Source organism: Cypionkella psychrotolerans (assembly GCF_001294535.1).
Lineage (GTDB): Bacteria > Pseudomonadota > Alphaproteobacteria > Rhodobacterales > Rhodobacteraceae > Cypionkella > Cypionkella psychrotolerans.
Genome location: NZ_LGIC01000069.1, coordinates 92,367 through 104,970 on the forward strand (window position 1 = coordinate 92,367; position 12,604 = coordinate 104,970).

The following is a 12,604-nucleotide window of genomic DNA, read 5'->3' on the forward strand; positions in this document are numbered from 1 at the left end:
CTGGCGTTTTAGCTGGCAAAGACGACCGTGTAATTTTTCCACGGCCAAGCAACAGAAAAGAGACCCCCATGACCAACCCGAACATTGTTCTGATCGATCGCCATCCGGGCCGCTCTACCCAGACCATCGTCCTCGCGCTCGAGATCGGCACCGACCCGGCACTGATCCACGAACCTTCTGTTGGCGTGGTTGGCACCAAAGGCGACAGTCAGTGCTATCTTGGCGTCATGGCCAAGGTCGAGGCGATTCACCGTGCCCTCAAGGACCGCATCGGCACCGGGCCGGGGCAGTTGAAGTTCCGCCTTGTGCAGCCTGAATACACGATTGCGACCTCGGACGGCATCCGCAATGGCACGCGGGAGATGCGCTATTCGCTGATCGGGCGCGAGGTGACGCAAGATGCCTTGTGCGAACACTTCAGTGCAACCGGTCTTGCCGGTACGATTGCTGTCGTTGCCTGTGACAAACCGCCTGTCGGCACACTCGCGGCCATGCTGGAGCATAACCTGCCGTCCATCATCATGTCGGATGGTCCGATCCACCCCGGAACCGACCCCAAGACCGGCGAAAAGCTGGATATCGTCAGCGCATTTCAGGTCGCCGGGCACCCGGACCCCGAATATCGCGAACACATCGCCTTTCACGCCTGCCCGGGCATCGGCAGCTGCGGCGGTATGTTCACCTACAACACCATGCAGACATTCATCGGCGTGCTGGGCATGCAGCCGTTGCACATGGTGGCACCGCCGTCCGACGATCCCCGCCGTTTGAACGAGTTCCCTGCCGAATTGGTCACCCTGCTGGCGCAGATGATCGAAAATGACCTCAAACCCCGCGATATCGTCGTGCGCGACAGCCTGCGAAACGCCACGATTGTCGCCATGGCCATCGGCGGCTCCACCAATGCGATGTTGCACGCGCCCGAGATCGCCCGTGCCGCAGGCTTTGCTGATTTCTGGAAAGAGATCATCACGCCGGAGGAGTTCAACCACCTTTCAGAGCATGTCGTGCCAGTGCTTACCAACGCGCGGCCCTACGGGCAGTATTCCATGGTCGATATCGACCGGGCGGGCGGCGTGCAGGTCATCGTGCGCGAGTTGCTGGACGCGGGTCTGCTCAATGGCGATATGCTGACCTGCACCGGGGAGACGCTGCGCGAACAGGTGGTGCGCCTTTGCGCGAAGCCTGCCGATGGCGAGGTCATCTATCCGGTCGAGGCACCCTACAAGACAACCGGCGGCCTGCGAATGCTTGGCGGCAACCTTTCGCCAGAGTTTTCTGCAATCCTGAAGCTTGCAGGCGTCGAGGGCGGGCTTGAGAACAACCTGTTTCGCGGCCGCGCGCGCGTGTTCGATGGTCAGCAGGCACTGATAGATATGCTGGACAAGGCGCCAGAGACTTTCGAGAACAATGACATGATCGTCGTGCGTTACGAGGGACCCAGCGGCGCACCGGGCATGCCGGAAATGCTTGACCCCACCGCGCGCATCACCACCTTGTGCCGCGAGCGCGGCATCGTCATCGCCCTGATGACCGACGCGCGCTTTTCTGGTGGCTCGATCGGCCTTGTGATCGGCCATGTCGGGCCCGAAGCGGCACTTGGTGGGCCGATCGCGTTTGTTGAAAATGGCGACGAGATTGTGGTGGATTTGAAGAGCAACGAGATCAACTGCACAGCACTGAACGATCCCGCTGTCTGGAAGGCACGCGAATCTGCGTGGGACAAGGTGGTGGCCGACAACTGCGGTTTCCACCCGAACTGTGGCGCTGCGGATACGCGCCTGCTGCAACGCGCGCGGCACATGGCCGTTCCGGCAAGGCGTGGCGCGGGTCTGCACCCTAACCGTGAAGTCTGGGTGCGCAACCCGCGAGAGGCGACCCCCTCAGGCTTTGCACCGCGTAACAAATTCCGTCCTGGGACCGGAAATGGGTCCTGATCCGTGACACCCCTTGGCGTACATTCAGATCAGGAGGCCAATGAACCTGTCATCGCGGGTGCAGCGTCTGTGTTCTATCCAAAGCGACCCTGCGCCAGAACCTCGGACAAAAGCGGGTTGGGAAAGCGACGCGCTGCGGTTACGGCTTGAAATGTCTCAGTGACATCGTCAAGCCGTGCCGCCTCAACCAGCAGACCTGCCGCCAGTTCGTCTTGCACTACGATTGGCGGGATGACCGCGAGCCCCGCATTTTCGCGGGCAAGCAGGCGCAGCATTGCCATGTCTTCAACCTCGGCGGCGATCATCGGCACGATGTTCAGACGGCTGGTGAGGGCGTCGAACGCAGCACGCAGCGCCGTCTCTGGCGGAGGCAGGATCAGCGGTTCCTGCAACAACAATTCCTGTATCGTCCGGGGGACTTGGCCAAGGCGCGCAGACGTTCCGATCAGACTGACGCGCTGCTCGGCCAGCCGGTGAACCAGCCACGGCGTTGCCGCATCGCGCGGCGGAGCAAGGTTGGTCAGCACGACGTCGAACACCAAAGACTCCAGCCCGCGCAACAGTTCCGCCTGACTGCCTGAACGCAGCACGACCTCCACATCGGGCCGTCCGATCAACGGGCGAACGAACTGCATCTGGAAATTGCGCGACAGCGTGGCAAGCGCGCCCACCCGCAAGGCCCGCCGCCCCCTGCCGGTTTCGCGCAGGGTCGCGGTCAGGTCATCGGCGGTGCGAAAGATCGCCTCGGCATGGTCAAGTGCTATGCGCCCTGCCTCGGTCATGATCAGGCCACGGCCGCGGCGTTCAAACAGATCATGGCCCAGTGACTTCTCAAGCGCTTTGATCTGCGTAGACAATGCCGATTGCGACAGGTTCAGCCCCCGTGCGGCGCCAGTCAGCGTGCCGTCCGATGCCACAGCACGGAAAAGGCGCAGGTGATGCAGGTTCAGGGGTGCCACTCTTCTACCATACAGAACGTTTCGCCGGATAATATGTAATTTATTTTGTAAATCGCAATCGCTATCCCGGTCAAACCTATCGCACACCGGAGAATGCCATGCCCTTTGTTCCACCCCTGATCGTTTTCGCACCAATCCTCCTACTGGCCGTGGCCAGGTTTGCTCTGTTCCAACCCGGCCGCCGACCGGGCGCATTGCCGCGTCTGGCCGAGGGTGCGGCGCTTGGCGTTCTTGCTTTGGCAATCGCGAGCGTCGGGCAACTGATCCTCAATGGCCCGGCCACTGTCGGGTTCGGCGGAGGGCTGGCGCTGATCGCCTTCCGCCTTGACGCGATAAGTGCCACGATGGCGCTGCTCGTTGCCTTTGTCGGCTGGGTAGTCGTGCGCTATGGCCGAACCTATCTGGACGGCGAGGCCAGGGAAGGTGCGTATCACGGGTTGATGCTGGCCACGCTGGCCGCTGTGCTGACGCTGGTGCAAGCGGGCAGTCTGGCAGTGCTGGCGCTGGCCTTTGTCGCCATCGGTCTGGGGCTGCGGCAGTTGTTGCTGTTCTACCCCGAACGGGCCGAGGCACGGCGGGCGGCGGCCAAGTTTACCCTTGTCTGGGGGGCGGGCGATGCGGTGCTGGTGCTGGCTGCCATGCTGCTGTGGACCGCGTTTGGCACGGCGGACATTGCCGCGCTGTCGCAGGCTGCCGGGGGCGGACTGCCTTTGTCGGCTCAAGTTGCCGTGGCGCTGCTGGTGCTGGTGGCAGCGCTCAAAACGGCGACGTTCCCGCTACATGGCTGGCTGACCGAGGTCATGGAGGCGCCAACGCCCGTATCTGCGCTGCTGCATGCGGGGATCATCAACGGCGGCGGGTTCCTGTTGATCCGCCTGTCCGATCTGATGCAGGCCAGCCCCGGTGCGATGGCGGCGTTGGTGATGCTGGGCGGGCTGACCGCGCTGTTTGGCGCTACAGTGATGCTGACGCAAAGTGCGGTAAAGACGGCGTTGGCCTGGTCCACAGTCGCGCAAATGGGGTTCATGCTGCTGCAATGCGGGATGGGGCTCTGGGCACTGGCGCTGCTGCATATCGTGGCGCATTCCCTGTACAAGGCGCATGCGTTCCTCGCCTCGGGTGGTGCTGTCAGGGCGGTGGCCGAGGTGCATCGGCCCGGTCCGGTCGCCGTACCGGGCATCGGCGCAGTGGCGCGGGCCTTTGTGCTGGCGCTGGTGCTTTATGCGGTCGTGGCAGTGGGCTTTGGGCTGGTGGTTGGGCCGAAGTCGGCGCAGGCGCTGGCGTTGGGGGTGATCCTGATCTTCGGCGTGGCTTATCTGGTGGCCCAAGGGCTGGCCGATACCGCACCACGCGCGCTGACACAGCGCACGGCGCTGGTCTCATTGGCGGCAGCAGTGGCTTATTTCGGCTTTCAGGTGGTCGCGGCGGCACTTTGGGGCCCCTATCTGCCCTTGCCCCCGGTGCCCGGGCCGCTGGAATGGGCGCTGATCGTCCTGGCGCTGATGTCCTTTGGTCTGGTTGCAGTGGCGCAGGCGCTGTTCCCGCATTGGGCGCATCACCCGGCGGCGGCGGGTCTGCGGGTGCATCTGGCCAATGGCCTTTATCTGAATGCGGTTCTTGACCGGATGATCGGTGGCTTTCGCGCCACCAAACCCCTCTGACCCCCCTTTCCCCTTCGGAGACAAAGATGTTCCTTAAACATGCACAGATCGCGCCAGCCCGCCTCGCAGGTCTTCTCAAAGCCGCCGAGGCTGCGGCCCGCGCCATTCCGCCCGCTTTTCCGCTGGATGCAACGGTAGCCGTCAATCCTTTCCTTGGGCAGACCGGCGAAGATCTGGCCACCGCGAGCGCACGGCTGGCCCGTGTGGCCGGTGTCAAGATTACCCGCATGCGCGCCGACTATGCAGGCCAGGTGCGGGCAGGCAGCATCAGTGACGACGATCTTGCTGTGGCCCTGATAGCTTGCCAGTCGCCCATAAAACCCGCCGATCTGGCGCGGCTCAAGGCATCACTGACCGCGACCAGTGCCGCGCCCCGGATGCTGCCGACGGTGGCTGATCTGGCCGCCAAGGCCGTCGGCACCGACTGGCCTTCGGTCATCGCGCGCAGCTTTGGCCTTTGGGCGGCGGGTCATTTCGACCGGGGTCAGGCGCTGTGGTCGCCAGCGCCGATGCTTGGGGCCTTTGCCGCCTGGCGTGCGTGGGCGTCACACGACCTGACGCCCGAGATTGCCGGGCTGACCGGCTTTTGCGCCCATGTCGCCGGGTCCGACGATGCGCCCGAGCGCGTCATCCTGCGCGCAACCGACCGGCTGGGCCTGTCGGACACAGCGGCCGAGACCACCTTTCACCGGATGTTGATGGATCTGGGCGGCTGGTCGCAGCACGCCCGCTGGCTGTTGTGGGAGGCCGAGCTGAAGGGCCAATCCGACATGACAATCATTGATCTGCTGGCCATTCGCCTGATTTGGGAAGAGGCGTTGCTCGCACATGTGCCGCAGGTTGCAGCAGACTGGGCGTTGGCAGTTGCGGCACATGGCGCGCCCGTGCAGCCTTCGCCGGATGAGGTGATCGACGCGATCCTGCAAGAGGCCGCCGAGCGGGCGCATCAGCGCAAGCTCGACGCGGCGCTGTCGGGACCCAAAGCCACGACGGGCCGTCCGGCGCTGCAAGCCGCCTTTTGCATCGACGTGCGGTCCGAAGTGTTCCGCCGCGCGCTGGAAAGCCAAAGCCCGGACATTGAAACCATCGGCTTTGCGGGCTTTTTCGGGCTTCCGCTGCAACACAGGGCGCATGGCACCGAAGAATTGCAAATCCACCTGCCTGTCCTGTTGAACCCCGGTATGACCTCGACCGGCCATACCGCCCCCGAGGTCGAGCGTGCCACGCGGATCGCTGCCCGCACCACCCGCGCCTGGGGCCGGTTCCGGCAGGCGGCGGTGTCGTCCTTTGCCTTTGTCGAGGCGGCGGGACCGGCCTATGCTTTGAAACTGGTGCGCAGCGCACTTGCGTTGCCACCCGGTCACCAGCCCCCCGAACCCGCGCCGCGCATCGAGGGCGGCCTGAGCGCCGAGGCCAAGGCCGCGACCGGGTCTGCCGTGTTGAAGGCGATGAGCATGACCACGAACCACGCGCGGCTTGTCCTGCTGCTTGGTCACGGCGGGCAGGTTACCAACAACGCCCATGAAAGCGCCTATCACTGCGGTGCCTGTGCCGGGCAGACCGGCGAAGTTTCCGCCCGGCTGCTGGCCCAATTGCTGAACGACCCCGAAACGCGGGCGGGTTTGCCAGCGCAGGGCATTGATCTGGCGCAGGACACGGTGTTTCTGGCGGGCCTGCACGACACGACCACCGACCAGATCGCGCTGTTTCGCGACGACGCGGCCCCTGCACACACAGCGGATATCGCGCAGGCCGCAGACTGGCTTGCCCGCGCCGGGGGTCTGGCGCGGTCTGAACGCGCGTTGCGTCTGCCGGGGGCGACGGCCAGGTCGATCGGCCAGCGGGCGCTGAACTGGGCCGAGGTGCGCCCTGAATGGGGACTGGCCGGCTGTGCTGCCTTCATCGCCGCGCCGCGCCCGGCCACAGCCGGGGCCGATCTTGCAGGTCGCGCCTTCCTGCACAACTATGACTGGCAGGCCGACGCGGGCTTTGGCACGTTGGAATTGATCCTGACCGCACCGGTGGTCGTGGCCAGCTGGATCAGCCTGCAATACTATGGATCATCCGTCGCACCCGAGGTGTTTGGCGGCGGCAACAAGTTGATCCACAACGTGGTGGGCGGCATCGGCGTGGTGCAAGGCAACGGCGGCAAGCTGCGCCCCGGTCTGCCATGGCAAACCGTGCACGACGGCGCGAAGTTGGCGCATGAGCCGTTGCGGCTGTCGGTGCTGATTGAAGCCCCACGCGAGGCAATCATCGACGTGCTGGCCCGTCACGCCGGGGTGCGCGCCCTGTTCGACAACGGCTGGCTGCATCTGTTCGTCCTTCATGAGGGTCAGATCGCGGCCCGCTATCAGACTGGTCTGGTCTGGGACGACAAGGAATATCAACGCCGTGCCGCATGACACTGCCTGACCGCGCCGCCCTTGGCACCATGCACGGCAAATCGGCGGCAATCGCGCCGCCGCTCGCCCGTCTCGGTATTACGCTGGTGGTTCCCGAGGGGCTGAACACCGACCAGTTATGCACCTTCACCGCCGAAACCCCGCGCATGGGCACGATGGAAGATGCCGCCCGCGCCAAGGCACGTGCCGCCATCGCAGCCACCAGACTATCGGTCGGTATTGCCAGTGAAGGCGCTTATGGCCCACATCCATTCTTCCCTTTTCTGCCCATTGGCAGGGAGGTGCTGTTGTGGCGCAATGAGGAAACAGGGCATGAGGTTATTGAAAGGCTGATAGACGAGGCCCCGTGCTACGATCATGCAACCATCTATTCGGCCGACGAAGCGACCGCTTTTCTGTTGAGCATGGGCTTCCCCCGGACCGCGGTCATCGTGGCTTCGACAGGCGCAGGCGCGACACCTTTGGCCAAGGGTTTGCAGGACCGCGATGCTGTTGATGACGCAATCGCGCGCGCGGCTCAACTGTCAGCGCAGGGGGGAGCGTTCCTTCAGACCGACATGCGCGCCCATCTGAACCCCCGCCGGATGGAAACCGTCGGCCGTCTCGCCGAACGCCTTGCCGCGCGGCTGGCGACGGCATGCCCAAGCTGCGCAGCGCCCGGTTGGGGGCTGTTGCGGGTGGAAACCGGCCTGCCCTGTGCCTGGTGCGACGGTCCGACGCTGCTGGTCAAGGCCGAGATCCACGGCTGCACGCTCTACGGACAACAAGTTGTTCAACCCCGCGTCTACGGACCGAACGTTGCCGACCCAGGCCAATGTCCGACCTGCAACCCGTGATCGCAAAGTTACGTAAAAAACCAAAGCGGCGCAAAAACGTTGCACGTTAGTCCGGTCCCCTCTGCCACTTTAAGGAAAGTGTATCCGCTCCGGCTGTGGCCAGATTTTCCTTTTGTCCTGGAGGGATTGACAATTCTAACGCCATCCGCCGCTGGCAAAAATGGCGATGGGTCACGACATCCGAGGCGAAGGAGACTACCGTCAAACGGTCGCGGGAGTTCAAACGATCCAGCAGCCCCAGGGACGCCAGTTTTGCAGCCTCGAGCTTGCCGCCAGACATCGACCCACTCGCGTCGATCGACAAGGCAATGTTGAGGGGACCGCGCTCGACCCGGCTTTGCAATTTAGCAGTTTGAACCTCCAGCTTCGCCACAAGGTAGCGGACAGACCCACCTTCGGCCAAGACAAGGTTGCGGTCAAATCTGTCAATCGGCACGCAAAATTGGCTCTGACTCAATCTCGATGCACATCACGCACTCCCCAGCAGTCGCGCGCGCAGGAGGTCGAGGTTTGCTCTGCCATACATCTGGCGTTTGACCAGCTTCAGCTTGGTGATCTGTCCTTCTGTCTGGCCATTGGACCAAGGGCTGGCGATGGCAGCGGCGACCGCAGTCCGATCCGCGATGATGCCGCGTGTGAAGGCGACCAGATGTTTAGACGCGTCTTGGATCCATGTATCGAGGTCTTTTGCACATCCGGTGCGGATCATGTGGTGGAAACGCTGAACAAGGGTCTTTGCTTGCCATAGGTCTGGCAACTCCGCTTCTATCAGAGTTGCCAGCATGAGGTCGGCACGTGGAAGGCGGTCTGGATCGAGCATAAGCAATCTGGCGATCATTCGCGAACTCAGACATCTGCGCGGTAACTCCGTTGCCTCATCCCGGCGGCGCCGGGTCGCCCACTCGGTCACGACACGCAGTGAGCCTGCATAACCTTGGGCGCGCAATCGTCTCCAGAGTTCCGCGCCGCTCCGGCAACCACTTGCCCACTCGTGCGACAGCCAGTCGAGATATCCGTCCAGTGTGCTGGCTTTTGATCGGAAGACGTCAGAACGATCGCCTCGAGCAATGTTGCGCACGCATTGCCGCGATCGGCCGGTTCGGCGGACGATGTCTTTGATTGGCACCTGCGCCTTCACCAGGTCCGTGATCATGGCGCTCTCCGCAGAACGATGGCGCCAGCCCTCGTATTGCTTGCGCTCGACGGCCGTCATGACCTCCGGACCAAGCTGCCTTACCCCCACAACCCGGCGGATGTCTCGCATCGCGTTCCGGACAACGCCTAACAGGGCCGCACTACAATTTTCCATGAGATGCCAACGGTCTGCGACCTGCACGGCGTCCGGACGCCCGCGACGGCCGGCAGGTCCATAGCCACCGCCACGATCCCGCGCGATGATCTCGATGGAGGGGCGTGCCGCCAGCCAGGCCTGAGCCGTCGCCGTCTCGCGATCCGGCAGGACATCGATGATCCGCCGCCGTTCGAGGTCACAGACGACGGTTCCATAGCGGTGACCCTTTCGCCAGGCCCAGTCATCGATGCCGACCACCCTGGGTGAGGCGTCAGTTGCTGGTGCCCTTCGGCGCACGACCCTGAGCAGCGTATCGCGGCTGACCGGAAGGACCAGTCGCTTCGCTGTCCGCTGGCCCGGGCGACCACCAAGTGCGAGGCCAATATGATGAACAATCCCCTCGAGACGCTCCGTCCGCCTCCCAAATCGCTGCACGATAGACGGGTCAAACCGCTCGGCGAAGATCTTCACAGGGCAACCGATTGACCTGCATCTGAACCGCCGGGTTTGAAGCAACAGTCTTCCCGCCGAACCATGTGACGGCAAATCCGCCAAGCTCCTGACGTATCGACTGTGAACCGAACCCGACACCGCCCCGCATCCAGGGCAAGCCGATGATCGCAACAATGACCGTGCTACGACCGTGACCAGGCCGTCGCAAACTTCGATCGATTCAACGATCAGCCCCTCCGGCACCTCCAAATCATCCTTGTGCATCCGCGACATCTTGTTGGTCCTCCCGGAACCATCACAACATGTCGGCCAGAAAAGCGTGCATCAAGATTGAGTCAGAGCCAAAATTGGACGCCGATTACCCCGCCAACGGGGTCCGTTTTGCACGCCGAAACACAGCCTCGGCGGCCGGGGTCAGGATTTCGTAGCGATCACCGTCCAACTCGTCGAACCGGTGCTGGACCAACTGCGCCGCCCGGCCCAGCGCGGGCCTATGGATCAGGAAATGCAGTGCCGAAAGGGGCTCAGGGTAGGCAATGGCATGGGCCATAGCCTGCTCTTCGGCCTCGACATCGTCGAAATCCGCAAGGCGCTTCAGATAGGCGCGCAGGTGGTCCGCAGCGAGGCTGCGGTGAAAGCACTCCAACCGGAACACCTGCGCCTCGTCCGACCGGCCTAGCCCTTCCAGCACATCCAGCCCGGCCGCCTGCCATTCCTCAGGCACCCAAGCGCGATCGCGAAACTCGGCCCGCTCCAGAAACCCCAACGCGTCCCCAGCCCGGCCAGCGGCCAACAACCGCACCGCAATCTGCGCATCGATCTTCGGCACCTTGCGCGTGGCGGGATCGTATTGGGCGATGAAGGCGTCCACGTCGCCCATCGCATCGGCAATGTCCTTCAGCGCCATCCGCGCCAGGCTCTGCCGGGCGCGTTCTTCCATTTGATGCGCATAGGTAGCGCCGCCGCTGACATAGCCCACCGCCTCCCATTCACCCTTCGGCGGCACGGGAACCGACGTCGCCGCCAACGCCTCGATGCGCACCTTGAGATGGGCAAGCCCCTCGGCCCCCAGTGCGGGGGTAAGGATGGCGATGAGGCCGTCATATTGGCCGCAGCCATTGTCGCGCAAAGCCTCGACTGCCGCATCGGCCAACGCCTCGGGACGCGTTCCGGCTGCAAGTGCGATCTCACCCAGCAGCGCGCAGGCATCGTGAAACACACCAATGACGATGCCGCTCCTGTCGTCTTAGCGCTCGAACAGGGGCGTGGCAACTTGCAAGAAGCGCTAGGTCAGCGCCAGCGCCTCGGTCGGATCGGTAGGTGCGATCTGCTCCTTGATCGCGCGCTTCTGGCTTTCCAGATCAGTGACCAGCGGCTTGCGGTTCTGCCAGTGCACGAAACTGCGCGCCCGCGCAATGCTGGTCAGCCGTTTGGCCACCTCGCGCCCGGCTTCCTTCGGGCTTTGCGCCCCCGCCAGTTCCAGCCGCAGCCGCCGCTTGGCCATGGCCGATCCGGTGCTGATTTCGACCAGCAGTTGAGCCAAGCGCTCTGCACCCAGCGTCTCGAGGTTCTTTGCATTCAGGGTGGTCTTCGATGCCATTGGAAATCCGTATCAATTCGGGCCTACCCTAGCAGCGGCTGGATCAGAGTGAAACGCCGACGCTGATTCGATTTGGGCGCAGAATAGGCTGGGCGTATCACACCGGTGCCCTGCGCGCCAAAGCTGCGGAGGTGATGAAGATCAGAAAGAAAACGGGACGTATCGATCAAGGCTTTCTCACTTTTACAAGGAACTGGACAAGCTTAAAGGCGGGCCGCTGGAATTAGAAGTCCGGACTGAAGCCTCGATGGAATGCGCGCGAGTCAAACGGACGGCTGTTCTGCTCTGATACTGGCCGAGGAAGGAGACAGCGGCCATAATGACGGCCCATGCCCCTTTCGTTATCTGTGCATCAACGGGTAGCTAAAAGCAGAACAGGTTGTGATGCAGCTACCACGTCCGATCTGATAATTTCCCGATCTCAGTCGCCACAATTTCAGCGACCGCCAGTGCTCCTTCCATATAGCCCCCCATCCTCGGCGCAACTTCAGTTGAGACGAAATGAAGTCTTCCGTTCCATAGGCCCGACAAGCTCTGGGGAAGGCCGTAATCCGGATGCGCAGACAGGAGCACAAGATCGTGCTCAGTTGCGGTTTCCGGCTCGAAAGCCCAATCCTGAAGCGCCACCTGCGCAGGTGTCATCGCCTTCGCCCCGAAAATGCGGGCCAACTGCTCCAGTGCTGCTGTCGTGATCTCTTGCGCACGACCCTTGCGGTGCGCGGGGTGGCAGTCCCAAGAAGCCGAAAAGCGCAGCGGGTGTACCATTCGTGCCAGAGGCATCGTGGATTTCCGCCATAGGGCCGCGCCTACTTGTAGCATCGCCGGAAAGGCCAGCGTCGCGCCAGAACGGTGTGTCGCACACGGCGACAAACTTCGCGTGCCCTGCCATCCAGGTCGGGATGGCTTCCAGGCTGTGCTTTTGATCAGGTCTTAAGGCGGGCAGGAATGTCAAACCGGCGGCTATGCGGGGCGGCAGGGCAAGAACAACGTGCGGCGCGGTGCATATCTGCCCGTTTGCAAGTTGAACGCCGCTCTGCTCGTCAATCGTCGCGACCCGGGCGCTGTTATGCAGACGATCTGCGGGCAGACCGGCCACAAATGCATCGGCCAGCCGAATAACCCCGCCCGCAATGCGCAAAGAGCCTTCCATCGAGGCAAAGCCCAAGCCGTGATGCACCCTGCCGGTTTCATCCTCATACCACTGATCGCCTGTCGCATATTGCGCGAAATCGGTCAGGCCCAACGCCTTGAGCAGCGTCGCAATGCTCTGCTGCCCCGGCCAGAACCACGATGGCCCCAGATCGACCGCGCCGTTTGGCGTTTGTAACGCTGCGATCCGGCCACCAAAACGGCTGCGCGCCTCGAACAGCTGAAAATCGACGCCGGTTTGATCAAGCCGTCGTGCAAGGGCAAGACCCGCAAGTCCACCACCGATGATGGCCACCTGTGTTTTCATCGGGCT

8 protein-coding genes and 1 pseudogene are annotated in these 12,604 nt (G+C 63.1%); 4 read left to right on the plus strand and 5 right to left on the minus strand.

The genetic code is table 11. The annotated features are described in order from the left end of the window. Window positions 1–68 precede the first annotated feature (68 nt). The gene (locus tag AKV04_RS16260; protein WP_054007463.1) at window positions 69–1,937 is read left to right on the plus strand and encodes a dihydroxy-acid dehydratase domain-containing protein; all 1,869 of its coding nucleotides are present in this window, start codon (window positions 69–71) and stop codon (window positions 1,935–1,937) included. A 74-nt stretch (window positions 1,938–2,011) separates the two neighbouring features. Here AKV04_RS16260 and AKV04_RS16265 read toward each other — a convergent pair whose 3' ends face one another. Continuing rightward, window positions 2,012–2,896 (minus strand): LysR family transcriptional regulator, encoded by an 885-nt coding sequence (locus AKV04_RS16265; RefSeq protein WP_054007464.1) that lies wholly within the window; start codon window positions 2,894–2,896, stop codon window positions 2,012–2,014. A 98-nt stretch (window positions 2,897–2,994) separates the two neighbouring features. Between AKV04_RS16265 and AKV04_RS16270 the strand changes: the two genes are divergently transcribed. From AKV04_RS16270 to AKV04_RS16280, 3 genes are read left to right on the plus strand one after another with little or no spacing between them, the layout of a single operon-like run. Continuing rightward, window positions 2,995–4,557 (plus strand): proton-conducting transporter transmembrane domain-containing protein, encoded by a 1,563-nt coding sequence (locus tag AKV04_RS16270; RefSeq protein ID WP_054007465.1) that lies wholly within the window; start codon window positions 2,995–2,997, stop codon window positions 4,555–4,557. A gap of 26 nt (window positions 4,558–4,583) precedes the next feature. Further along, window positions 4,584–6,962, plus strand: coding sequence for a YbcC family protein (locus AKV04_RS16275; RefSeq protein ID WP_054007466.1), 2,379 nt, complete (start codon window positions 4,584–4,586; stop codon window positions 6,960–6,962). Beyond that, a complete protein-coding gene (locus AKV04_RS16280) occupies window positions 6,959–7,798 on the plus strand; it encodes a DUF6671 family protein (RefSeq protein WP_054007467.1) in 840 nt (279 codons plus the stop codon). The genes AKV04_RS16275 and AKV04_RS16280 overlap by 4 nt, the downstream gene beginning before the upstream one ends. Window positions 7,799–7,844: 46 nt before the next feature. Here the strand turns inward: AKV04_RS16280 and AKV04_RS16285 are convergent, their stop codons facing one another. The 4 genes and pseudogenes from AKV04_RS16285 to AKV04_RS16305 all read right to left on the minus strand — a co-directional run bounded on the left by AKV04_RS16285 (window position 7,845) and on the right by AKV04_RS16305 (window position 12,598). After that, window positions 7,845–8,234 (minus strand): VWA domain-containing protein, encoded by a 390-nt coding sequence (locus tag AKV04_RS16285; RefSeq protein ID WP_054007468.1) that lies wholly within the window; start codon window positions 8,232–8,234, stop codon window positions 7,845–7,847. A 33-nt stretch (window positions 8,235–8,267) separates the two neighbouring features. Continuing rightward, window positions 8,268–9,815 (minus strand): ISL3 family transposase, encoded by a 1,548-nt coding sequence (locus tag AKV04_RS16290; RefSeq protein ID WP_054007469.1) that lies wholly within the window; start codon window positions 9,813–9,815, stop codon window positions 8,268–8,270. A gap of 85 nt (window positions 9,816–9,900) precedes the next feature. Beyond that, window positions 9,901–11,142: pseudogene (locus AKV04_RS16295) on the minus strand (DUF6880 family protein). A gap of 583 nt (window positions 11,143–11,725) precedes the next feature. After that, window positions 11,726–12,598: an FAD-dependent oxidoreductase gene (locus AKV04_RS16305; RefSeq protein ID WP_235815672.1), complete on the minus strand. Its 873-nt coding sequence runs from the start codon at window positions 12,596–12,598 to the stop codon at window positions 11,726–11,728. Between the last annotated feature and the right edge of the window lie 6 nt (window positions 12,599–12,604).